Annotated in this window: 15 protein-coding genes and 1 pseudogene; 6 read left to right on the top strand and 10 right to left on the bottom strand. The window is 63.6% G+C overall.

Annotation, left to right across the window (positions count from 1 at the left end):
- The first annotated feature begins 330 nt into the window (after positions 1–330).
- The 3 genes from HG549_RS20160 to HG549_RS20150 all read left to right on the top strand — a co-directional run bounded on the left by HG549_RS20160 (position 331) and on the right by HG549_RS20150 (position 3251).
- Positions 331–1746 carry an amino acid permease gene (locus HG549_RS20160; protein ID WP_170031989.1) on the top strand — a complete coding sequence of 472 codons (1416 nt, stop codon included), beginning with the start codon at positions 331–333 and terminating at the stop codon, positions 1744–1746.
- Between the two features lie 189 nt (positions 1747–1935).
- Complete coding sequence (locus tag HG549_RS20155) at positions 1936–2304, top strand: GtrA family protein (RefSeq protein ID WP_170031986.1); 369 nt, start codon at positions 1936–1938, stop codon at positions 2302–2304.
- The gene (locus HG549_RS20150; protein WP_170031983.1) at positions 2289–3251 is read left to right on the top strand and encodes a glycosyltransferase family 2 protein; all 963 of its coding nucleotides are present in this window, start codon (positions 2289–2291) and stop codon (positions 3249–3251) included. Before HG549_RS20155 ends, HG549_RS20150 begins: the two co-directional genes overlap by 16 nt.
- 194 nt (positions 3252–3445) lie before the next feature.
- Here HG549_RS20150 and HG549_RS20145 read toward each other — a convergent pair whose 3' ends face one another.
- Positions 3446–7720 (bottom strand): DEAD/DEAH box helicase, encoded by a 4275-nt coding sequence (locus tag HG549_RS20145; RefSeq protein ID WP_170031981.1) that lies wholly within the window; start codon positions 7718–7720, stop codon positions 3446–3448.
- A 157-nt stretch (positions 7721–7877) separates the two neighbouring features.
- Here HG549_RS20145 and HG549_RS20140 point away from each other — a divergent pair, with 157 nt between their 5' ends.
- Entirely contained in the window at positions 7878–8291 is a 414-nt protein-coding gene (locus HG549_RS20140; protein WP_170031977.1) for an NUDIX domain-containing protein, read from the top strand.
- On the opposite strand, the gene metR is transcribed toward HG549_RS20140, so the two are convergent.
- Entirely contained in the window at positions 8275–9192 is a 918-nt protein-coding gene (metR, locus tag HG549_RS20135; protein ID WP_170031974.1) for a transcriptional regulator MetR, read from the bottom strand. The two genes, HG549_RS20140 and metR, sit on opposite strands and share 17 nt — an antisense overlap.
- A 196-nt stretch (positions 9193–9388) precedes the next feature.
- Between metR and HG549_RS20130 the strand changes: the two genes are divergently transcribed.
- Positions 9389–10384 (top strand): alpha/beta fold hydrolase, encoded by a 996-nt coding sequence (locus HG549_RS20130; RefSeq protein WP_170031971.1) that lies wholly within the window; start codon positions 9389–9391, stop codon positions 10382–10384.
- A gap of 249 nt (positions 10385–10633) precedes the next feature.
- Here HG549_RS20130 and HG549_RS20125 read toward each other — a convergent pair whose 3' ends face one another.
- The 6 genes from HG549_RS20125 to HG549_RS20100 form a co-directional block, all read right to left on the bottom strand.
- The gene (locus HG549_RS20125; protein WP_234454621.1) at positions 10634–11911 is read right to left on the bottom strand and encodes a sigma-54 dependent transcriptional regulator; all 1278 of its coding nucleotides are present in this window, start codon (positions 11909–11911) and stop codon (positions 10634–10636) included.
- A gap of 47 nt (positions 11912–11958) precedes the next feature.
- Complete coding sequence (locus HG549_RS20120; protein ID WP_170031965.1) at positions 11959–13863, bottom strand: ATP-binding protein; 1905 nt, start codon at positions 13861–13863, stop codon at positions 11959–11961.
- A 72-nt stretch (positions 13864–13935) separates the two neighbouring features.
- Positions 13936–14670: an amino acid ABC transporter ATP-binding protein gene (locus tag HG549_RS20115; RefSeq protein WP_170031962.1), complete on the bottom strand. Its 735-nt coding sequence runs from the start codon at positions 14668–14670 to the stop codon at positions 13936–13938.
- Positions 14667–15338 carry an amino acid ABC transporter permease gene (locus HG549_RS20110; RefSeq protein WP_170031959.1) on the bottom strand — a complete coding sequence of 224 codons (672 nt, stop codon included), beginning with the start codon at positions 15336–15338 and terminating at the stop codon, positions 14667–14669. Before HG549_RS20110 ends, HG549_RS20115 begins: the two co-directional genes overlap by 4 nt.
- The gene (locus HG549_RS20105) at positions 15339–16085 is read right to left on the bottom strand and encodes an amino acid ABC transporter permease (protein WP_170031956.1); all 747 of its coding nucleotides are present in this window, start codon (positions 16083–16085) and stop codon (positions 15339–15341) included. It abuts the gene before it with no gap.
- Between the two features lie 142 nt (positions 16086–16227).
- Entirely contained in the window at positions 16228–17145 is a 918-nt protein-coding gene (locus HG549_RS20100; RefSeq protein ID WP_170031953.1) for a glutamate/aspartate ABC transporter substrate-binding protein, read from the bottom strand.
- A 244-nt stretch (positions 17146–17389) separates the two neighbouring features.
- On the opposite strand from HG549_RS20100, the pseudogene HG549_RS20095 reads away from it, so the two are divergent.
- A pseudogene (locus tag HG549_RS20095) lies at positions 17390–21626 on the top strand (NEL-type E3 ubiquitin ligase domain-containing protein).
- A 25-nt stretch (positions 21627–21651) separates the two neighbouring features.
- Here the strand turns inward: HG549_RS20095 and glpD are convergent.
- Together glpD and glpR are read right to left on the bottom strand one after the other, a co-directional pair.
- Positions 21652–23190, bottom strand: a complete 1539-nt coding sequence (gene glpD, locus HG549_RS20090) for a glycerol-3-phosphate dehydrogenase (protein WP_170031950.1) — start codon at positions 23188–23190, stop codon at positions 21652–21654.
- 433 nt (positions 23191–23623) lie between these two features.
- Entirely contained in the window at positions 23624–24379 is a 756-nt protein-coding gene (gene glpR / locus HG549_RS20085) for a DNA-binding transcriptional repressor GlpR (RefSeq protein ID WP_170031947.1), read from the bottom strand.
- Positions 24380–24612: the final 233 nt, after the last annotated feature.

Genomic DNA, 24612 nt, shown 5'->3' with positions numbered 1-24612 from the left:
GTTGAGCGGGGCAGGTGAAAAATTTGTAAGAAGCCGAGAGGGCTATGCGGCTTTGGTGTGGGTTTCTTCGCCCGGCGATGTTGCTATGGTGCCGCTGCGGTTTTCAGGGCCGCTGCGTGCGCCCGGAAATCTCGCTGATTATTCCGCTATATACAGCGACAATCCCTGCAACGGTGTTCCTATACTGCTTGCCCCTTCGCCCAGCCGGACGCTCTATTCCGGCGCTCGGACCGGCCCACGAGGCCAGTTCGGCAAGCCGACGCCAGGTCTATCGGCCTGGCCGGTGCTGCACGAAGGTCAAATCCAATAACAAAACGAGGTTGTATTGCTATGCCAGTCGGCAACCATCCTGCCCACGGCCAGGCCATTGAAGGCGGCCCGCTCAAGCGTGAACTGGGCGAACGACATATCCGCCTGATGGCGCTGGGCGCCTGTATCGGTGTCGGTCTTTTCCTCGGTTCGGCCAAGGCCATCGAAATGGCCGGCCCGGCCATCATGCTGTCCTACATCATCGGTGGCCTGGCCATCCTGGTGATCATGCGCGCCCTTGGCGAAATGGCCGTGCACAATCCTGTCGCCGGCTCGTTCAGCCGCTACGCCCAGGACTACCTCGGCCCGCTGGCGGGTTTCCTTACTGGCTGGAACTACTGGTTCCTGTGGCTGGTGACCTGTGTTGCGGAGATTACCGCGGTAGCCATCTACATGGGTATCTGGTTCCCCGACGTACCGCGCTGGATCTGGGCCCTGGCGGCGCTGGGCAGCATGGGCGCGGTCAACCTGGTGGCGGTGAAGGCGTTCGGTGAATTCGAATTCTGGTTCGCCCTGATCAAGATCGTCACCATCATCGCCATGGTCCTGGGTGGCATTGGCATCATTGCCTTCGGCCTGGGCAATGACGGCGTAGCGGTGGGTATCTCCAACCTGTGGAGCAACGGCGGCTTCATGCCCAACGGCGTCACCGGCGTGCTGATGTCGCTGCAGATGGTGATGTTCGCCTACCTGGGCGTGGAAATGATCGGCTTGACCGCAGGTGAAGCACGCAACCCGCAGAAGACCATTCCGCACGCCATCGGCTCGGTGTTCTGGCGCATCCTGCTGTTCTACGTCGGTGCGCTGTTCGTGATCCTGTCGATCTACCCGTGGAACGAAATCGGCAGCCAGGGCAGCCCGTTCGTCATGACCTTCGAACGCCTCGGTATCAAGACCGCCGCCGGCATCATCAACTTCGTGGTGATTACCGCCGCGCTGTCCTCGTGCAACGGCGGCATCTTCAGCACCGGGCGCATGCTCTACAGCCTGGCGCAGAACGGCCAGGCCCCGGCGGCCTTCGCCCGTACCTCGAAGAACGGCGTGCCGCGCAATGCACTGCTGCTGTCGATCGGCGCGCTGCTGCTGGGCGTGCTGGCCAACTATCTGGTGCCGGAGAAGGTCTTTGTCTGGGTCACTTCGATTGCCACCTTCGGCGCGATCTGGACCTGGGTGATGATCCTCCTCGCGCAGCTGAAGTTCCGCGCCGGCCTCAGCAGCGCCGAGCGCAAGGCACTGAAGTACCGCATGTGGCTGTGGCCGCTGAGCTCCTACCTGGCGCTGGCCTTCCTGGTGCTGGTGGTCGGCCTGATGGCGTACTTCGAAGATACCCGCGTGGCGCTGTATATCGGCCCGGCGTTCCTGGTTCTGCTGACGGTGCTGTATTACACGTTGCGCCTGGCTCCGCGTGACAAGCAAGCAGCAGCCACTGCGGCCTGACAACGACGTCCCGCTCACACAACATCGCCTGGCACGAGGGTTTGCACGCGTGCCAGGCATGTTGATCACCCGTCTGTCCGGCGGCTTGAGCGTGCGTTGACCCGCTGCGTCAACTGGTATTTTTGTCAGTAGTGCGCCGTCCTGGCTTCATCTAAGTTGGCCTTCAGTCCAAACGTGAAGGCCTGAGCCATGGCTGCGTTTTTCAAGTACCTGCTTGTGGGCGTGTGCAACACCGCCATCCATGCAGCAGTGTTCATCAGCATGCTGGCGCTTGGCGGCGATCAGGCCGTGAGCAACCTGGTCGCCTTCACCGTGGCGCTGTCATTTTCGTTTCTGGCCAATGCCAGGTTCACCTTCCGGGTACCCCTGTCACTGTCGCGCTACCTGTGGTTCGTGGCAGGGATGGGCAGCCTCAGCGTGTCGCTGGGCTATCTCGGCGATCGTCTCGGCTGGCAGCCAATGGTTACGGTAACGCTGTTCTCTTTGCTCAGCCTGGTGCTGGGCTTCCTGTTCTCGCGGTGGGTCTTCAGGGAGAAGCGCGGATGGATATTTCGCTGATCGTACCGGTATTCAATGAGGAAAAGACGATCAGGCCGTTTTATGACGCCGTTCGCCAGGCGCTGGCCAATGAGGCCGATCAGGTCGAACTGGTTTTCATCAATGATGGCAGCCAGGATGGAACCGAACGGCAGATTCGCCAACTGATCGCGGGTGACCCTGATGTTTCACTGATCGACCTGTCACGCAACTTCGGCAAGGAAGCCGCGCTGTTCGCCGGGCTGGATCAAGCCAATGGCGATGCCGTCATTCCAATCGACGTCGACTTGCAGGACCCGATCGAGGTCATTCCACAGCTGATCGAACAATGGCGGGCAGGCTTCGATGTGGTACTTGCCAAACGCCGTGACCGCTCGTGTGACAGCTACTTGAAGCGTTTTACCGCAGCGATTTTCTACTTCCTGCTGAACCGCATATCGCAGATTCGCATCGAGGAAAATGTCGGTGACTTTCGCTTGCTCGACCGTAAAGTCGTGGACGTGATCCGGTCCATGCCCGAACAGCAACTGTTCATGAAGGGCGTGTTGTCCTGGCCAGGGTTCAGCACCGCAGTGGTCGAGTACGAACGTTCTTCGCGAACGCAAGGAAAGAGCCGTTTCAATGGTTGGAAACTGTGGAATCTGGCGCTGGACGGGATTACCTCGTTCAGTACCGTACCATTGCGACTGTGGACTTATGTCGGGGGGCTAGTTGCGTTACTTGCGCTGGCCTCGGCGGCATACCAGGTGCTGGAAAAATGGCTGTTTGGCAGCCCGGTGCCGGGATACCCATCATCGATGACTGCCATTCTTTTCCTCGGCGGCGTACAACTGATCGGCATCGGCGTGTTGGGTGAGTACATCGGGCGCATCTACATGGAGTCCAAGCATCGACCGCGCTATGTCATCCGCGCCGTGGCGGGTCGCCGTAGAACGCAACAGGAGCGGCCGGTCTGCAAGGGGAATTGATATACCATTGCTTCACAGGTCCAGGGTTAGTGCAGCGCTTACCTGACATCTGGACGCTGAAAGAACAGCTCATGGGTGGACAGGCTCGAGCCACATTGTTCGTCCAGGCAATACCGCAGGGGGCTTTCTCGCCCATGTGCTGGCTGCAGTGGCCTATCGCTGGCAAGCTACCAGGGCGGTACAGCAAAAGGCGCTCACAACTTGTCTCGCAGCAATATCTGCCGCCAGCCTTGCTGTTCCTGGGCCGGCGCCTCGACCAGGAACGAATAGCGTCCGGCCACCCGCACCGCCACCGGCACCCCATCGCGATACAATAGGCGGTTGCCAGTGACCGCCGGTACCTTCGCTCCCGGCAACAACGACCCGATCAGGTTCAATGGGTCACTGGCACTCACTGCCACCAGCGCCCCGTCTCGCTCACGCCGCCGTACCTGTCGCAGCAGGCCCACCGCTTCCGGCAAGGCGAATTGTTCACCCGCCAGCCCGGCAATGAAGCGCCCGCCACGAATCTCGCCGCGCGCCTCCAGCCGGTGGTAGCAGCGCAGCAGTTCGCGCCACGGCGGCAGCACGTCACTTTCGCGCTCAAGCAGCCGCCAGCACACCACGCCATAGCGTCTCAGCAGGGCCCGGGCGATGTGCTCCAGGCGCTGGCTGTCGTCCACCGCCCCCCGGCGCAACAAGGCCCAGCGCCCGGCATGGGCCATGCTGCTGAGCAGCGGCGGGTGGCCACGGCGGCTGTTGCGGGAGGTACGTTTCGCCGCCGGGGTGATCAGGCTGCGCAGGCCGGCGAAACTGTCGGCCCCCACGAGGCCGGCGCCTACCAGCTCTTGCAAGGCCGTTTCCAGTTCGCTGGGCAGCAGGTGGGCGTCGTGGGCCAGTTCGTCGAAGAACAGCGCGCCCTGTGCCTGCAGCACCTCGTGTACGCGCTGCGCCCGCGGGCCAAGGCTGTCGAGCGCGGGCACCGGGGCAAGGCTGCGCCACACATTCAGGTACTCGCGCGGTAGCAGCACCAGCGGGGTGCTGGACAAGGTACTGCTCGACACCGTGGTGGCCAGGCGGCTCCAGGCAAACTGCCCACTGCGACAGGCATCGTCGAGCCAGTGCGGGCTGTAGTCCTGGATGCGTGCCGGCAGCAGCTCGGCTTCCCAGGCGCCGGCAGCACTCGGAAAGCCTTGTAACTGGCCCAGTACCTCGGCCACGGCTTGCGGCCCGCGCAGGCGCTGCTCAGCGGCCAGGTGCTGCCAGTCGAACAGGAAGCGCATGAAGTCCTGCAGGCTGACCGGCTCGATTTCCCGGCGCAGGCGTTTGACCGTGTAGCGGTGGATGCGCGCCAGCAAATGGCGCTCGCACCATTGCAGTTCGCCCGCGCCAGGGCTGAAATGCCCGCGCAGTACATAGCCTTCGGCTTCCAGGCGGGCCAGCGCCTGTTCGATCGCCGCTAGCGGCTTGCCCAGCGGTGCGGCTATCTGTGCCTGGGTCAGCGGGCCATGGCCACTGAGGCGGGCGCGCAGCAGCTCGACCAGCGCAGTATCCGGCTCGCTGGCCTGATCGAAGCCTGGCAAGACCGGCAGCGCAGGGCGCAGACGGGCGCCGGGGTACAGCAACTGAAACAGGCTCAAGCGCTCACGCGCCAGCCACAGCCCTTCATCCACCAGGCACATGGCGCGCCCGGCGTTGGCCAACTGGCGCAGCAGCATGTCCCAGCTGACATTGCCTTGCACTTCCGCCTGGCTGATGGCCCCCAGCCCCATCAACGCTTCATGCATTTCGTCGGCATTACCTGGTTGCGGCCAGGCTTCAGCAGCGACAGCAGCAATGGCATCGGCATCCAGCGCGCCGAGGTCGTCGCCGTTGTGCACGTCGCTCCAGCGCCGGTTGAGTACCGCCTGGGTGCGCCGTTCTTCCAGTGGCGCGTCATCCAGGAAGGCATACGGGCGGGCGTTGAGAATGGCTGCAGCCAGCGGTGAAGGGGCTGGCAGGTCACGGCACAGCAGGCGCACCGCACCGCTTTCCATGCGCCGCAGCAGCGCCAGCCAGCCTTCGCTGTCCATCGCTTCGTGCAGGCAGTCGTCCAGGGTTTGTTCGACCAGTGGGTGATCGGGAATCTGCCGCTCGCCGACGAGGTTTTCCAGGCAGGCGATCTGGTCGGGGAACACCGCCGCCACCAGGTCTTCGCTTTTTATCCGCTGGACCTGTGGCGCCACCTTGCGCCCGCCGATGAAGCGCGGCAAGGCCATGGCCACGCTGGCGTTCCAGCGCCAGCGCACGCCGAACAACGGCGCATCGAGCAAGGCCTGGACGAGGATCGGCTCGGCGCTGCGGCTGTTCAGGTAGCGCCACACCTCGTCCAGTTCGAAACTGTGGCTGGTGGACAGCGACAGCACGATGGCGTCCTCGCTGGCCGCTGCCTGCAACTCGAAATTGAAGGTACGGCAGAAGCGCTTGCGCAGGGCCAGGCCCCAGGCGCGGTTGATGCGGCTGCCGTAGGGTGAATGGATGATCAGCTGGGTGCCGCCGGACTCATCGAAGAAGCGCTCCATCACCAGGGTTTCCTGCGAGGGCAGGGCGCCGAGCACTTCACGGGTGCGGGCCAGGTAGTCCAGCAATTGGCTGGCGCTGTCCTGGCCCAGTTCGAAGGTTTCCTGCAACCACGCCAGCACCTCGGCCAGGTTGCCGCCGGCCTGCGCCAGGTGCTGATCGATCTGCGCCTGTAGCCGCGCCACTGCGGCAGACAGCTCGTCGCTGCGCCCTGGCGCCTCGCCCAACCAGAACGGAATGGTCGGCGGCAGGCCATGTGCATCTTCCACCCGCACCCGGCCCGGTTCCACGCGCAGGATGCGATAGGAGGCGTTACCCAGCTGGAAGATATCGCCGGCGATGCTCTCCACGGCAAAGTCTTCGTTGACGCTGCCGATGTTCAGCGCCTGTGGCTCGAGCAACACGGTGTAGTCGGCGTTGTCGGGAATGGTGCCGCCACTGGTCAGCGCGGTCAGCTGGCTGCCCCGGCGGCCACGCAAGGTACCGCTGACCGCGTCGCGGTGCAGGTAGGCACTGCGCACGCCCTGGCGGCCGTTATAGCCTTCGGCGAGCATGCGTAGCAGGGCCTGGTAGTGTTGCAGGTCGAGTTCGGCGTAGGGCGTGGCCTGGCGCAGGCAGTCGTACAGGGCCTGTTCGGGCCACGCCTGGTTGCTGGCCTCGGCAACGATCTGCTGGGCCAGGACGTCCAGTGGCGCCCTGGGAATGTGCAGTTCATCCAGCTCGCCGCGGCGGACGCAATCGAGCAGGGCTACGCATTCGATCAGGTCGTCGCGCGAGGTCGGGAACAGGCGCCCCTTGGGCACGCCGTCGACCTGGTGGCCGGCGCGGCCAACCCGCTGCAGGAAGGCGGCGATCGAACCTGGCGAGGCTATCTGGCAGACCAGGTCGATATCGCCGATGTCGATGCCCAGCTCCAGTGATGCGGTGGCTACCAGCACCTGCAACTGGCCATTTTTCAGGCGTTGCTCGGCATCCAGGCGCAGTTCCTTGGCCAGGCTGCCATGGTGCGCGGCCACCGCCTCCTTGCCCAGGCGATCGCTGAGGTGGCGAGTGATGCGCTCGGCCAGGCGCCGGGTGTTGACGAACACCAGGGTGGTACGGTGTGCCCTTGCCAATTCGGCCAGGCGGTCGTAGACCAGGCCCCAGACATCGGTGGCCATCACTGCGCCAAGCGGTACCGGCGGCACTTCGATGGCCAGGTCGCGCTGCCGTGCATGGCCGACGTCGACGATCGCGCAGGGGCGCCCGCTGCCTACCAGAAATTGCGCCACCCGCTCGACCGGGCGCTGTGTGGCCGACAGGCCGATACGCCGCAGCGGCTGGTTGCACAGGGCCTGCAGGCGTTCCAGGGTCAATGCCAGATGGGCGCCGCGCTTGTTGCCGGCCAGGGCATGGATTTCATCGACGATCACCGTGTGCACACTGGCCAGGCCTTCACGGCCCGAAGCCGAACCCATCAGCACATAGAGCGATTCGGGTGTGGTTACCAGGATGTGCGGTGCCAGCTTGCGCATGGCGGCGCGTTCCTTTTGTGGCGTGTCGCCGGTGCGCACGGCCGTGGTGATGCGTGGCGCGCTCAGGCCCTGTTCGGCCAACGCCTGGCTGATGCCTTCAAGCGGCGCCTGCAGGTTCAGGCGAATATCGTTGGACAGCGCCTTGAGCGGCGAAACGTAGATCACCTGGGTTTGTGCAGGCGGCTCGCCCTGCTGCTCCAGGCCTTGGCGGAACAGTTCGTCGAGCACGGCCAGAAAGGCGCTGAGGGTCTTGCCCGAGCCGGTCGGTGCCGCCAGCAACAGCGACTGGCCAGCGTGAATCAGCGGCCAGGCACGGGCCTGGGCGTCGGTCACCGTGGCGAAGTGGCGACGGAACCAGGTGCGCACGGCGGGGTGGAACAGCTCGAGCACCGGGTGCTGTTTGGCGGGCAGGTTCATGGGATGGTTATGGCGGGTGTGGGGCGGCTTGGCAAGGGGCCGTTCGTCTGGCGGTTGCCACCTGTGCCGGCCCTTTGGCGTACAGGAAGGACTGGCCTTGTCAGGCCAATGAGCCCATGGGATCCTGCCCGGCTATTGATTCAAGGGAGCCGAACCCATGCCCAACACCATCCGCATCGCCGCCGCCCTGCTGATCGACGCCCAGGGCCGTACCCTACTGGTGCGCAAGCGTGGTACCCAGGCGTTCATGCAGCCCGGTGGCAAGATCGATGCCGGTGAGTCGCCGGTCGAGGCGTTGGTGCGCGAGCTGCATGAGGAACTCGGCCTGCGTGTCGACCCGGCCCAGGCACTGCACCTGGGCCAATTCAGCGCCCCGGCCGCCAATGAGCCGGGCTTTCAGGTGCAGGCCCAACTGTTCCGTGTCGACTGCGTTGCAGCCGTGGCCCCGGCTGCGGAAATCGAAGAGGTGGTATGGCTGAGCGCCGAGCAGACGCCCGCCATGCACTTGGCACCCTTGACCCGCGACCTGATCCTGCCGTTGTACTACCAGGCGCTCAGCGCACCGCGCTGACCCCATCGAGGGTGGCGAACGAGGTGTCCTTGGCCGTCAACAGGAAGTCGCGCATGTACGGCGCATCCAGCATATCGGTGCGCACTGCGGCATAAAGCGTGGCGAACAGGCCTTTCTCGCCCAGGCGCTTGCCCTTGACGTAGCCGCGCGAGCTGTATTCATGCAGCGCCCAGTGTGGCATGCCGCACACACCACGGCCGCTGGCCACCAGTTGCATCATCATCACCGTCAGCTCCGAAGTGCGTACGGCGGCCGGCTCGATGTCGGCGGGCTCCAGGAAACGGGTAAAGATATCCAGGCGGTCACGTTCTACCGGGTAGGTGATCAGTGTCTGGTCGAGCAGGTCCTGCGGCACGATGTAGGGCTTGCTGGCCAACGGGTGCTGGTTGGCCACCGCCAGCATCGCCTCATAGGTGAACAGCGGCACGTAGGTGATGCCCGCCAGGTCCACCGGGTCGGAGGTCACCACCAGGTCGAGGTCGCCACGGGCCAGGGCTGGCAGCGGGGCAAAGGCAAAGCCGGAGGCGAGGTCCAGTTCCACTTCCGGCCAGGCATCCCGGAACTGGTCGATGGTCGGCATCAGCCACTGGAAGCAGCTGTGGCATTCGATGGCCATGTGCAGGCGCCCGGCGGTGCCACCGGCCAGGCGGGCGATGTCACGTTCGGCGCTGCGCAGCAGCGGCAGGGTGGCATCGGCCAGTTGCAGCAGGCGCAGCCCGGCGCTGGTGAAGCGGATCGGCTTGGTCTTGCGCACGAACAGCGGCATGCCCAGGCGCTCTTCCAGTTCCTTGAACTGATGCGAAAGCGCGGACTGGGTCAGGTGCAGCCGCTCGGCGGCCTCCACCAGGCTATCGGCTTCGCGCAGGGCATGAAGGGTTTTCAGGTGGCGGATCTCCAGCACAGCTGACTCCGGGGGATCAATTTGGGAAAATAGCGAATGAGTTGAGTTTCCCTCATGTTGCAGCGCCTGTCGACAGGGCGTTTGGTCACACCGTCTGGCGGGCGTCATCAAACTGTAACCGGACTGTGGCAGCGCGCCCGAACAGAATTCATCAGAATCGCGCTCTACTGGGGATCTGCATTCTGGTGTTTCTTTCATGCGGGCATTTTGGCTATTTGTTTTCTTGGTACTCAGCGCTCCTGCGAGTTTCGCCGAGCAGCGCTGTGACGCCCAGGCGGCGGTACAGCGCGCCGAACTGGGTGCGGTGAGCCTGGTCTACCAGAGCGTCGGAGCGCCGCGCGACCCTGTGCTGTTGCTGGTCATGGGCCTGGGCGGGCAGCTTATCCATTGGCCGGACGACGTGGTCGAGGCGCTATGCCGCCAGGGCTTTCGGGTGATTCGCTACGACAACCGCGATGTCGGCCTGTCGCGCTGGAACCAGCTGCCACCGTCGGCCAACCTGACGGTCGAACTGCTGCGCTACAAGTTGGGGCTGCCGGTGGCTGCGCCCTATACCCTGACCGACATGGCGGGCGACGGCCTGCGCCTGATGGACGCGCTGGGGGTGCGCCAGTTCCATGTGCTGGGGGTGAGCATGGGCGGCATGATCGCCCAGCACCTGGCGGCCATGGCGCCAGGGCGTGTGCGCAGCCTGACGCTGGTCATGTCCAGTTCAGGGGCGGCGGGTTTGCCGGCGCCGGCCCCGGCGCTGGTGCAGCTGCTGGCCCGGCGCAGCGCAGCGAACCGCGAAGTGGCCATCGAGCAACAGGCCGACCTGCTGGCCGCGCTGGGCAGCCCCGAGGTGCCGGACGACCGTGCCGCCTTGCTGCAGCAGGCGGCGGTGGCCTACGACCGCGCGTTCAACCCCGACGGGGCCAAGCGCCAGATCATGGCGATACTGGCCGAGCCGAGCCGGGTCGAGCTGCTTGACCAGTTGCGGGTGCCGGCCCTGGTGGTGCATGGCACGGCCGACCCGTTGCTGCCGGTGATGCACGGCGTGCACCTGGCGGCGCATATCCAGGGCAGCCAGCTGCGCTTGATACCAGGGTTGGCGCATCGCTTCCAGGAGCCGTTCAAGGCGCCGCTGCTGGGGGCGGTGTTGCCGTACCTGGAGGCGCACCGGCAGGACGTCACGCATATCGCCGGGCTGTGAATTTCCATCCTTCAAGGCTGTGCGATCCCAGTAGGAGCGGCCTTGTGTCGCGAAAGTGCCGCAAAGCGGCCCCGGCAATATTCGCGGCGAAGCTGAAACCGGGGGCCGCTACGCGCCCCATCGCGACACAAGGCCGCTCCTACAAGGGCCGCGTCAGCCGACCTGCCTCGGTGCGCAGCACTCCCACACCCGCACCGAGGGCGGCCTTGAAGAGCAGATCCACGTTGTCTTTCCAATTGCGGGTCGAGGTCAGCCGAGGCCGTATTTCTTTACCTTGTCGAACAGCGTGGTCTTGGCCATGCCCAGCTCCTGGCTGGCCTGGCTGAGGTTGCCGCCAGTTCGCTGCAGCGCATCGCTGAGCAGGTTGCGCTCGAACGCTTCCACCGCCTCGGCAAAGCCCAGCCCCTGGCTGGCGCCACCGCTGGGGCCTTTCTTGAAGGCTGGCAGGCCAAGGGCGTAGCGTTCGGCCACGTTGCGCAATTCGCGCACGTTGCCCGGCCAGTCATGCGCCATCAAGCGCGACAGGGTCTGGCTATCCAGCGTTGGTGTTTCACGGTCGAAGCGCAGGGCCGACTGCTGCAGGAAGTGTTCGAACAGTTGCAGGATGTCTTCGCGGCGCTCACGCAACGGCGGCAATTCCAGGGTGACCACGTTCAGCCGGTAGTACAAGTCGCTGCGGAACTGGCCGCTCTGGCCCATGGCATCCAGGTCGGACTTGGTTGCAGCGATCACCCGGCAGTCCACCGGAATGCTCTGGTTCGAGCCCAGCCGTTCCAGGGTGCGCTCCTGCAATACGCGCAGCAGCTTGATCTGCAGGTTGATCGGCATGCTTTCCACTTCGTCGAGGAACAGCGTGCCACCGTTGGCATGTTCGATCTTGCCGATGCGGCGTTTGCCGGCACCGGTGAAAGCATTGGCCTCGTGGCCGAAAATCTCGCTTTCGAACAGGTTTTCCGGCAGGCCGCCACAGTTCAAGGCCACGAACGGCTGGCCGTGGCGGCGACTGAAGTCGTGCAGGCAACGGGCAACCAGCTCCTTGCCGGTACCGGTCTCGCCTTCGATCAGGACGTTGGCCGAGGTATCGGCCACGTTGGCAATCAGCTCACGCAGCTGCTCCATCGCCGGCGAGCGGCCAATGATGCGACCCTCCAGGCTGCTTTGCTCCGCCAGCTGGCGGCGCAGGGCGACCACTTCGCGCGATAACCCACGCTGTTCCAAGGCGCGGCGCACCACATCGACCAGGCGTTCGGGGGAGAACGGTTTCTCCATGAAGTCGTAGGCGCCATTGCGCATGGCGCCGACCGCCATGTCGATATCGCCATGGCCGGTGATCAGCACCACCGGCAGGCTGCGGTCGCGGGCCTTGAGGCGGTTGAGCAGCTCCAGGCCATCGATGCCCGGCAGGCGGATATCACTGACGACGATGCCGGCGAAGTCGTCGCCGATGCGTTCCAGCGCCTGCTCGGCGCTGCCCACGCCTTCACAGGCGATGTCTTCCAGGGCCAGTGCCTGTTGGCAGCCGAGCAGCACATGCGGGTCGTCTTCGACGATCAGGACGGTAAGAGGCGCTTGGTTCATGGATGCTCTGCCGATTCGCTAGGGGGGGAAACCAGCGGCAGGGCCAGGACGAAGGCCGTACCGCCGCTGGCGGGATGCTCGACGTTGAGGCTGCCCTTGGCAGCGGCGGCAAGGCTCGCCGACAGGGTCAGGCCCAGGCCCAGGCCGTGTTCGCCCGGTTTGGTGGTGAAGAAGGGTTCGAACAGGTGCTTGCGCGCCTCGCTGTCGATGCCGTGGCCATTGTCGCGCACCTGCAAACGGTACTTGTCACCCTGCAGTTCGCCTTCGAGCCACAGTTGCGGCAGTGGCTGCGCCGCCATGGCATCCAGGGCGTTACCGATCAGGTTGACCAGGATCTGCTCCAGGCGGGTCTGATCGATGGCCAGCTGCTGGTCATCGAACTGGTTGTGCACCTGCAGCTGGCAGGCGCTGATGCGGTTGGCCAGCACCTGCAGGGTGGCTTCGACCGCCTTGGCCAGCGAGGCTTGGCCGCTGTCGTCGCCGCGCCGGGCGAACGAGCGCAGGCTGGCGGTGATGCGGCCCATGCGGTCGATCAGGTCGTTCATGGTGCGCAGGTTGGTGCTGGCGGTTTCCAGCGCCCCGCGTTCGAGGAAGCGCACGGTGTTGCCGGACAAGGTGCGCAGCGCCGCCAGCGGCTGGTTCAGTTCATGGGCAATGCTGGTGGACATCTGCCCGATGGCGGCCAGCTTGCCGGCCTGCACCAGCTCATCCTGGGCGTGGCGCAGGGTCTGCTCGGCATGCCGGCGTTCCCGAATCTGGCCTTTCAGGCGTTCGTTGCTGGCACGCAGGTCGGCGGTGCGCTCGGCAATCCGCCGTTCCAGCTGGCTGTTGGCTTCCTGCAGCGCCTCGCGGGCTGCCAGGCGCGTGGCGATCACCTTGCGCCGCTCGTTCCAGGCGATGCCCAGGATCGCCAGCAAGGCGAAGGCCACGCCCACCAGGATACCCTGCACCAGGGATTCGCGGCGCAGGTCCTGCAGCGGGGTCAGCAGGGTGAAGTGCCAGGGCGTATCGGCCAGGCGCCGGGTCTGCGCCAGGTAGGTCATTTCGCGGGGCTTGCCCTGGGCGGTTTCGCTGTTGGCCGGGAAGGTCAGTTTTTCCACGCCGTCGGCCAGGATTTCCCGGGCCAGCGGCTGCAGCTCGTTCAGTGGCCACCAGTAGTATTGCAGGCTGCGCGCCAGGCGCTCCTTGATCTGTGGTGTCAGCGGGCGCACCGACTTCAGGCGTCGTGCCGGGTCGCTGGAAAGGATGATGATGCCATTCTCGTCGCTGACGAACGCCTCCAGGCGGGCCCGTTGCCAGCGCTCCTCGAGGGTGTCCAGGCGCACCTTGATCACCGCCACGCCAATGATCTTGCCGTGCTCCTCAAGGCCATGGGCGAGGTAGTAGCCGGCCTCACCGGTGGTACTGCCGATGCCATAGAAGCGCCCGGGCTCGCCGCGCACGGCAGTCTGGAAGTAGGCGCGGAACGACAGGTCTTCGCCGAGGAACGAGTCGGCATCGCGCCAGTTGCTGGTGGCCTGCACCCGACCATTGGTATCGAGCACGAAAATGGCCCGGCTGCGGCTGCGCCGGTTCAGGCCTTCGAGGTATTCGTTGACGGTCTGACGCGAACCGCCATCAGGGTCGGTGAGCAGCTGCGAGACGCTGTCTTCCAGCTCAAGCAGGCTCGGCAGGTAGGTGTACTTGCTGATTTCGCTTTCCACCGTGCGCGCGTGCAGCTCCAGCTGGCGTTCGCCGTTTTCGCTGAGAATGCGGATGCCGTTGCTTTCGCTGACCAGGTAGCCAGCCAGCCCGAGCCCGACCATCAGCAGGATGATCAAGGGTGGCAGCAGCAATTGGCGGAGCAGGCGGGATTTCACGGCAGGCTTGGCAGGGAGAAGAAGCGAAGGATCGCATTTCATCACAGTGGCCTTGTCACGACCAGCGCTGCGGCCCGAAAGGGCAGCAGCGCCGACCGGTTCAGTGAGGCAACATCAGTGTTGCAGGATCTTGCTGAGGAAGTGCTGGGTGCGCTCGTGGCGGGCGCCCGGGTTGCCGAAGAAGTCTTCCTTCTGGCAGTCCTCGATGATGTGGCCCTTGTCCATGAAGATCACGCGGTTGGCCACTTTGCGGGCGAAGCCCATTTCGTGGGTCACGCACATCATGGTCATGCCTTCATTGGCCAACTCGACCATCACGTCCAGTACTTCGTTGACCATTTCCGGGTCCAGCGCCGAGGTTGGCTCGTCGAACAGCATGACGATCGGGTCCATCGACAGGGCGCGGGCGATCGCCACGCGCTGCTGCTGGCCGCCGGACAGCTGGCCGGGGTGCTTCTTGGCGTGGGCACCGAGGCCGACGCGGTCGAGCAGGGCCAGGCCTTTCTTGGTCGCTTCCGCTTCGCTGCGGCCAAGCACCTTGCGCTGGGCGATGGTCAGGTTCTCGGTGATGGACAGGTGCGGGAACAGCTCGAAGTGCTGGAACACCATGCCAACGCGCGAGCGCAGCTTGGGCAGGTTGGTCTTGGGGTCGGCGATCGAAGTGCCATCGACCACGATGTCACCTTTCTGGAACGGCTCCAGGGCGTTGACGCATTTGATCAGGGTAGATTTGCCCGAGCCCGACGGGCCACAGACCACCACCACTTCACCCTTCTTGACCTCGGTGCTGCAATCGGTCAGTACCTGGAAGTCCCCGTACCACTTGTTGACGTTCTTGATGGAAATCATACGGCGATCCTTTTTTGCAGGCGCTTGACCAGCCACGAAGCGGAGAAGCTGATGAGGAAATACACGACACCGGCGAAGATCAGGAACTCATGGGAGCGCCCGATGATGTCGCCGTTGGAGCGTGCCGAGTTGAGGAAGTCCACCAGGCCCACGGTATATACCAGCGAGGTGTCCTGGAACAGGATGATGCTCTGCTGCAGCAGCAGCGGGGTCATCTTGCGGAAGGCCTGGGGCAGGATGATCAGGCGCATGGTCTGGCCGTAGGTCATGCCCAGCGCCTGGGCGGCGCCCATCTGGCCCTTGGAGATCGACTGCACGCCGGCGCGGACGATTTCGCAGAAGTACGCGGCCTCGAACATCATGAACGCCACCACGCACGAGGTGAAGGCACCGACCGGGGTGTCCTCGCCGGTGATCCAGCGCAGCACGAACGGTACCGCCAGGTAGAACCAGGTGATCACCAGCAGCAACGGGATCGAGCGGAAATAGTTGACGTAGGCACCGGCCAGGTTCGACAGCAGCTTGCTCGACGACAGGCGCATCAGGGCCAGGATGGTACCCAGCACGATGCCGCCGACCACGCCCATGATCATCAACTGCAAGGTCATGACCATGCCTTCCCACAGGGCTGGCAGGGCCGGGATGATTTCGCTGAAATCCATGTCCATTTATTTGCCCCCTACGGAAATCAGGCCGGGCACCGAGACTTTCTTCTCGACCATGCGCATCAGCAGCATCAGGCCCATGTTCAGGGTGAAGTAGATCAGCGTGGCCAGGGTGAAGGCCTCGAACAGGTTGGCCGAGAATTCGGCGGTCTGCTTGGTCTGCGCCAGCAGCTCCATCAGGCCGATCAGGGACGCCACCGAGGAGTTCTTGAACACGTTCAGGAATTCCGAGGTCAGCGGCGGAATGATGATCCGGTAGGCTTGCGGCAGCAGCACGTTGGTGTAGATCTGCGACAGGCTGAAGCCCATGGCACGGGCAGCGGCTTCCTGGCCGCGGGGCAGCGCCTGGATACCGGTACGCACCTGCTCGCAGACACGCGCGGCGGTGAACAGGCCCAGGCAGATGACCACGCTGATCAACGCCGAGGTGGTCGGGTTGAGGTCCTGCTTGAACCATTCCTGCAGGCCCTCGGGCAGCAGGTCGGGCACCAGGAAGTACCAGATGAACAGCTGCACCAGCAGCGGCACGTTGCGGAACAGCTCCACGTAGACGGTGGCGATGCCGGACACCAGACGGTTCGGCACGGTACGCATGACGCCGAGGACCGACCCCAGCAGCAAGGCGATGATCCAGGCGGAGATGGCGATGGCGATGGTCCAGCCCAGACCGGTGATGTACCAGTCCAGATAGGTCTCGCTGCCCACGCCGGTGGACTTGAAGAACACGCCCCAGTCCCAGTTGTAATTCATCGGGATTTCCCCTCAGACGGTTGTTTCACGGGCACCTTCCAACATCCGGGGGCACACGGCCCTCGGATGAAAGGTTAGACACTAACGGGTGGCCTGCCGGTTTAATTGGCGCTTTGCAGCGCAACAGGCCACGGGCTGGGGGTCAGGACTTCTTCTCGTCGGCGGCCTTGTCGGTCGGCTCGGCGATCAGTTTCTTCAGCTCTTCGCTCATCGGGAACTGCAGGTTCAGGCCCTTTGGCGGGATCGGCTGCTGGAACCACTTGTCGTAGCTCTTGTTGACATCGCCCGACTTGAAGTAGGCGATGATGGCGTCATCAACCGCTTTCTTGAAGGCAGCGTCATCCTTGCGCACCATGCAGCCATAGATTTCGTATGACTGTGGGGTGCCGGTGATGACCCAGTCCGACGGCTTGCGGGCCTTGGCCATTTCGCCGGCGAGCAGGGCGTCGTCCATCATGAAGGCCACGGCGCGGCCGCTTTCGAGCATGTTGAAGGCTTCACCGTGGTCCTTGGCGGAAATCACGTTCATCTTCATCTGCTTGTCGGCGTTCATCGCCTTGAGGATGCGCTCGGAAGTGGTACCGGCGGTGGTCACCACGTTCTTGCCAGCCAGGTCCGGGAAGTCCTTGTAGGCCGGTTGACCGTCCTTGACCTTGGTCAGCAGGCGAGTGCCGACTTCGAAGATGCCGACCGTGAAGCCGACCTGCTGCTGGCGTTCGACGTTGTTGGTGGTGGAGCCGCACTCCAGGTCGACGGTGCCGTTCTGCACCAGCGGGATGCGGGTCTGCGAGGTGACGAGGTTGTAGCGGACCTTGATGTCCGTGCCCAGCTGCTTCTTCAGGGCCTCAACGACAGCCAGCTGGATGTCATGCGAGTAGCCCACGGGCTCGGGCTTGCCGGCCAGGTAGGAAAACGGGATGGAGGAGTCGCGGTGGCCCAGGGTGATGGTGCCCGAGTCCTTGATCTTCTTCAGGGTGCCTGTCAGTTCTTCGGCCATGGCCGGCGAAGCGATCACAGCGGCCGCGATGGCGGCGCCCAGCAATTGACGAACGATGCGCATCAAATTTTCCTCGACGTGTTTGTTTTTTTTATGGAGCCGTTGGCGGACTCTTTCGTTCAACGAATACAGCATGAAGCGGGGTGCATTCGGCTACCAAGTGTAGAGCATGAGTCGTGCCAAGCTCTGATAGCGATCATAAACCCGCGAAAACTCGGGGTATGAACCTTTCTTGACGATTTCTGCGTAACTGGAAGTTTCCGGATTTCCGAACGAATACATTTATCCTGTTCGGAAATCCGAATAGATGGGCGAGTGCCATAGTCCTGCTATAAGTACCGCGTTTATCAATATTGCGTGTGGTGTCCTGCGTCTTTTCAGACCAGGAGAAACAACCATGCCATCTGCCGATATTCTTCCGTCCGGGTCGGTTGATCAGTTGATCGCCCGCCAGCTCCCTCCTTGGTTGGCCGCTGCCGAGACGCGACATGTCGAGCCCTATCGACAGGCTTTGATCGCGCAGCAGCAGGTTGCCGACCAGCTGCAGCATCTGTTGAGTCGCATCCCGGCGGTTGACGACTTCGCAGCGCCGTTGCTGGAAAGGGCCTTGGCGGAAGCAGGGCTTGGGCATGTCGACCCTCGCCGCGCGTTCGTAGTGGTCAGCGAGGAGTTTCCACTGCCTTCGGCTGCAGAGAAGATCCACAAGCCGATGATCACCTACACCAGCCGCCAATCCCTGCTCGCGGCCGCGCTGCACAATTTCGATGTGGAAGAGAGCGTGCCCTGGCTGTTGCGCAAGGCGTACCTGGTCGACGGCGAAGGCGGGCGGCTGGGCATGAGGTTCGAGCACTTTGTCAGCCTGTGCCGCACGCTGGATGTCGGTGGCCGTTACCAGGCGCTGTTGAAGACGATACTACAGCCCAAGGCAGGCCGGGGCCAGCCTGCCGATCAGGCGCGCCATGCCATCGAACAGCTGTTTCAGGACAGTTTGCGTACCCGGATGAAGGCAGAACTGTATGAAGGCAGAATCAAGGGCGCGCTGGACGAGCGCGACCTGCGCCGTTTGTTGCCGATACTTGAGCGGCCAGCGCTACCCGCATACGCAGGCGGTACGCTGACGCCGCGGCAATTGTACCTGTTGGGCAAATGCATGGTGGGTATTGTCACGCTGGAATGGCGGCCAGCGCCGGGGGCTGCGCTCGATGAAATCATCGTCTGGATACCTGGCGACCCCGAAAAAAGCCTGCGGCACTACGATGCGTGGGATGACCTGTATGGCGATCTGGCGCTACGGCTCAGGCACGAGCCTTTCCTCGCGTTCATGCGGCGCTTTCTCAAGGCCGAGGACCGTAAAGGTTTCGAAATGGCCCTTGCACGCGCCCTGGCGTCCGCAGGTTCCAGCCGACCGGCGGAACTGGACGGGCGCAACCTGCCGGTCGAGGCTTCGCTGTTCAGCCATGTGCGTACCCAGGTCGTGGCGAAGATCCATGATGATGCCCGCTTCATTGCCGTTCCGACCGATGAAGAGGATCGGTTGAGCAGGCACAAGCGTTTGCAGGGGCTGCTGTATGCCGGGCTGGACCTGCTGGGCTTGGCCGCGTTTGTCGTGCCTGTCCTCGGTGACTTGTTGTTGGTAGTGAGCGCCGCGCAGCTGCTGGACGAAGTATATGAAGGTTATCAGGACTGGCGGTTGGGCGATCGCCAGGGCGCGCTGGAGCATTTGTTTTCCGTTGCCCAGGGGGTGGCGTTGACGGGGGCCAGCGCCGCAGCGCTTCATCTGCTCAAGCGGGTACCATGGGTGGACGCGCTGGAGCCCCAGGTAGTGACGGGTGGCAAGGTCAGGTTGCTGCGAAATGCGCATTACCCCGCTGCGGAGAACAACCCGCTGGTATTGCTGCAAGGCTTGCCCGGCGAGCATTTTGCCGACCTTCTGGCGCCCAGGGCCAAGGTGCTGCTTGATGCGTCGGGCCTGCAACTGGACCAGTTGCGGCGTTTGCACGTGGAGCGCGGAGCGCCGCCAGCACGGCTGGTCGACCTGTATCAGCGCCTGGAGCTGTGCGCAAGGCGCCCTGGGCTGCGTGGCGTGGCATTGGAGCGTGCGCTGCAGGACTTGCATCCGCCTGCGACCCCTGAGCAAACCTGGCTGATGAATGCTTTCAATGGATTATCGTCCCGAGGTGCACAGGAAATCATCGATCAGAGCAGTTCTTCACAGTTGCCGTCGCCATTGGCCGGCGGGCGAGTGCCGCTGGGTATGGCAGAGCGTGCCCGTTGGTACCTGCGTGACAGCCGCGTAGATGTCGCCTGCCTGGGTATTCGCTTGCCACAGCTGCTCAATGCCGATGGTGAAAAGCTGCTATTGGGGCTGGTCGAGCGCAAGGCCCCCTGGCCTGCTTCGGTGCGGGTCGAATTACGTGCAGGCAACCATGAGGGCCGAGTGCTGTTCGCCAGCCAAAACCACGAGGCCAGCGAAGTCCGGGTCATTATCAAAGGGGCGCAGGGGTATGCGTTGGACGGCGAGGCTGCTGGCCGCGATGCTTCTTTGCTACATGCCGTGCTGCAGTGCCTGGACGACAAGCAGAAGCTGGCCTTGGGCAATGTCGGCCAGCAAGTGACACAACTACGGGACAAGGTGCTCGAAATCGCTGCGCAGGAGCGCGAACAGGCCGCCAGGCTGATCGGCCTGGCCCCTAAGGGGACTGGCGTACGGCCACCCAGACGCTTTGGCGACGGCCGCCTGGCTTACCGTCTGAGCGGCGGCGGGGAGAGCAGCCGGCAAGCGATCCGGCGCGGCATCCACCAGATATTCCCGACGCTCAGTGAAATGCAGCTTGAAGCTTATATGGACGCGGTCCGCCAGCGTGGCGAAAACCTGTGGGACCATTACCAGATGCTGCAGCGCCAGCTTGCCGGGCTACGCGACGTGCTGCGCCAGTGGCAGGCCGACTGGCAGAACCCCATCGACGCCATCCGCCGCCGTCGCGTCGCCGATACGCTACGCCGGAGCTGGCGGCGCAAGCTGGTAGACAGTAACGACCAGTATGAGCTGACCATCGACGGTGAGCCGGTCAGTGCGCTGCCTGTCCTGCCCCGCGGGGTCGACTATGTGCATGTGCGCAGGCTGACGTTGCGTAACATGCATTTACAAGACATCGATGCTTCGTTTCTCAGGCTGTTCCCGAATGTTGTCGATCTCGATCTCAGCGGCAACCGGCTAAGCCGTGTGCCAGAGGGTATCGAGGGCCTTACCCAGCTAAGACGGGTCAATCTGGGTAATAACCAGATTGCCCTGGATGAAACCGGGAGCCGCCGTCTGGCGGGTTTGCAGCGGCTCAGTACTTTGATTCTGAGCTACAACCCGCTCAACGGCGTGCCTGATCTCTCTGCCTTGCCGCATGTGCGTGACGTGCGCCTGCGTGCAACCGGGCAGGTTGATATGAATCTGCTCCATGAGCGGGTTGCGTTGCGCGCGCACGTCGACCTGCGTGACAACCGGATCAGCGAGCTGCAGAGGGATATGCGCGGCCTGCGCCTGCGGCTGCGAAGGCTCAATCTGCATGAGAATCCGCTGAACGAAGCCAGCGTCCAGTTGCTTGACGAGGCCCGCGGCGTCAGCGACTCCCGGGCCAGGGGCGGTGCATCCCACGCCCATGCGGCAGTGAACGACCAGACCCGCGCCGAATGGGTAGCCAGCCGAAACGAAGCGCTGCGTACCAGCCGCGAAGCCAGCTGGGACCGTTTGCAGGAGGAGCCCGGCTCGGCAGGCTTGTTTCGTTTCCTCGCAGACTTCGCCGAAAGCGAAGATTTTGAAACACACCCCCGTCATTATCGTCGCCGTATCTGGCATATCCTCGATGCCTGCGAACACGACGAAGCATTGCGCGAGCGATTGTTCCGCGAGGCTGACGCCCCGTAGTTGCGAAGACCGCTTGCTGTTGATACTCAACCAGATGGAAGTGGCCATCCTCGCCTACCAAGGTATCGAAGATGTCCCCATGGCGGTACGGGAGGCCCGTTTTCTGCGTCTGGGCCGGCAATTGCACCGTCTGGACCTGCTGGATGCCATTGCTGCACGGCATGTGCAAAGAATGCGCGCAGAGGCAGTGGTCGAGGTCGACGAGATTGAAACGCGGCTGTACTACCGCTCACGTCTGGCAAGTGCCCTGGATCTGCCGGTAACACCAGACCAGATGCATTACCCTTCGTTTGCCCACGTGAGCAATGCCGACCTGAGCCATGCGCAACTGGAAGTACTGGCGGCCAACACCTCGGTGGCCATCCTCGATACGTTGGCTGAGCGCCCTTTTTGGCAGAATTACCTGCGTGAAACCTATCCAGAGCGTTTCGATACGTTGGCTGCGCCGTTCCATCAACGCCTGGAATCACTTGAACAGCAGGCCAGGAACGGCCAGGAAAGCGACTACGGCGGGCGTGCCCGGGCATTGATGCGCGAGCACGAGGTTGACGAGCGGGTACTGATGCGCACCTTGACCACCGAGGCCTGGGCGCGTTCTGTCAGCGACGACCGATCGCCGCGAACCTGAGCGACACCAGGCGAGGCATGCAGGGTCAGGCTGCCTGGACGCGGGCCTGCTTCTGCGCCCGCTGTTGCAGGTAATCCTTCAGCAATTGCTGTTCACTGGCGCTGGTGAACAGCCCCAGCTTGGTGCGGCGCCAGAGGATATCGTCGGCGTCGCACGCCCATTCCTGATCGCACAGGTATTCCACCTCGCGGCCGAACAGCCCACCGCCGAGTGGCTGGCCCAGGTCTTCCGGCCCATGCACGCCGTCGAGCAACTGCCACACGCGGTAGCCATAGGTGAGCGCCCAGCGTTTGGCGATGTCCACCGGCAACCAGCCGCAGCGCGCCAGTACGGCATCCACCAGCGCTTGTACGCTCGTCATGTTCTCGCCACCTGGCAGCGGCGCACTGGCCGTCCAGCTACCCCGCATCTGCGGGAAATGTGGCTTGAGTTCGGCCATGGCCGATTCGGCCAACTTGCGGTAGGTGGTCAGCTTGCCGCCGAACACCGACAGCAGCGGTGCCTGGCCTTCGCTGGCGGACAAGGCCAGGGTGTAGTCACGGGTCACCGCCGAAGGGTTGTCCGATTCGTCATTGCACAGCGGGCGAACCCCGGAGTAGGTGTGCACGATATCGCTGCGGCCAAGCTGGTGGTTGAAGTGCTCGTTGACCACTTTCAGCAGGTAGTCGGTCTCTTGTTCGGTAATTGCCACCTTGGCCGGGTCGCCGCTGTATTCACGGTCGGTAGTGCCAATCAGGGTGAAGCGCTCCAGGTACGGAATGCAGAACACGATCCGCTGGTCTTCGTTCTGCAGGATATAGGCGTGTTCGCCTTCGTACAGGCGCGGCACGATGATGTGGCTGCCCTGGATCAGGCGGATGCCGTAAGGGGCATCGAGCTTCAGGTCGTCCTTGATGAAGCTGGCCACCCATGGGCCAGCGGCGTTGACCAGGGCCCGGGCGCGGATGCTCTGCAGGCTGCCGTCGGCGTGTTGCAGCTGCACCTGCCACAGGCCGTCCACACGCTCGGCGCGCAGGCAGCGGGTGCGGGTGTGGACATGCGCGCCGTGCTCGCGCGCAGCCATGGCGTTGAGCACTACCAGGCGGGCGTCATCGACGGCGCAATCGGCATATTCGAAGCCGCGGGTGATGGCCGGTTTGAGCGGATAGCCCGGGCCGAAGCGCAGGCTGCGCGAGGCCCCCAGGCGCTTGCGCTTGCCCAGGTGGTCGTAGAGGAACAGGCCGGCGCGGATCATCCAGGCTGGGCGCAGGTGAGGGCGGTGCGGGAGCACGAAGCGCATCGGCTTGACGATGTGCGGGGCTTTGGCCAGCAGCACTTCGCGCTCGGCCAGCGCTTCACGCACCAGGCGGAATTCATAGTGCTCCAGGTAGCGCAGGCCGCCATGGATCAATTTACTGCTGGCCGAGGAGGTGTGCCGGGCCAGGTCGTCCTTTTCGCAGAGGAATACCTTGAGGCCGCGCCCGGCGGCGTCGGCAGCGATGCCCACGCCATTGATGCCGCCACCGATCACGGCGAGGTCATAGCAGTCGGCAAGTGGGAGCTGAGACGAAACGGGCTGGGACACGGGCAAGGCCTCCTGGGCGCTGTTCACATCGAATATGAACATTGATGTTCGTTTTCGAAAATACTAGCGCAATGGAAAGCCGGTCGCCAGTCAGTCTTTATAGAAAAAACTGATCAGATGACAATAAAGTGAACATTTACGAAGATGTGGGTGATCGGTTTGGGTTTGGTAGCGCCTGTGAGATCGAGCGCCGCCCGCGCGGCGCATCGCGGATGAATCCGCTCCTACATTTGTTGCAACGTGCCGAACCTGTAACGCCATGGTTGCCAGCTTTGGTGCATGTCTTGAGTCTTGCAAACCGGCTGACAACCATGGCCTGTCAGGCATGGCCACGTTGCAACCAATGTAGGAGCGGATTCATCCGCGATGCGCCGCGCGGGCGGCGCTCGATCTCACAGGCGGCATAAGGCTCATGGCATGCGCCCAGTGGCCTTCACACCACCTCGAGGCGGATCTTGTACTGGTTCAGCAGTTGGGTGAGGGCAGGCGTCGGTGCCTGGTCGGTCACCAGGCAGTCGACCAGGCTGATCGAGCCCAGGCGTACCATGGCGTTGCGCCCGAACTTGCTGGAGTCGGCGGCGAGGACCACCTGGCGGGCATTGGCGATGATTGCCTGGGAGACCCGCACCTCCTGGTAGTCGAAGTCGAGCAGGCTGCCATCTTCGTCGATGCCGCTGATGCCCACCAGGGCAAAATCGACCTTGAACTGGTTGATGAAGTCGACACTGGCCTGGCCGACCACGCCACCGTCGCGACGTACCGTGCCCCCGGCCACCAGCACTTCGAAATCATCCTTGGCGGCAAGGATGGCGGCGACATGCAGGTTGTTGGTGATGACTTTCAGATGGTTGTGGTTGAGCAGCGCCCGGGCGATGGATTCGGTGGTGGTGCCGATGTTGATGAACAGCGAGGCATGGTCGGGGATCTGCCGGGCCACGGCTTCGGCGATGCGTTGTTTCTCGTCGCGCATCTGGTCGGCACGCATCGCGTAGGCGGTGTTCTCGATGCTCGAATCATAGGCCGCGCCGCCATGGTAACGGCGTAGCAGGTTGAGCTCGGCAAGCTGGTTGATATCACGGCGGATAGTCTGCGGAGTGACGACGAACAGCTGCGCCATTTCTTCGATACTGACGTAACCACGCTCGCGCACCAGTTCGAGAATTTGTTGTTGGCGGGGGGGCAGATTCATGGGCGGTCCTTTGGGGCTGCCGGACAAATGCTGCAATGATGCCGTAGGACGCGAACTACGGCCAGTGGCCTATCGGGCTTGCTGGCGAGCCCAGCCGCCTGGCATCGACTTTCTGGCCTGCGCGGTTTTTGCAGGAGCGGCCTTGTGTCGCGACAGGGCCGCGAAGCGGCCCCGTCCTTTTCAGCTTCGCCGTGGATACTGCAGGGGCCGCTTTGCGGCCCTGTCGCGACACA

The sequence above is a fragment of the Pseudomonas sp. SK genome (assembly GCF_012975065.1).
Lineage (GTDB): Bacteria > Pseudomonadota > Gammaproteobacteria > Pseudomonadales > Pseudomonadaceae > Aquipseudomonas > Aquipseudomonas anuradhapurensis.
Note: the sequence above shows the minus strand (reverse complement) of the source record. Positions and strands in the feature narration are given on the sequence as shown.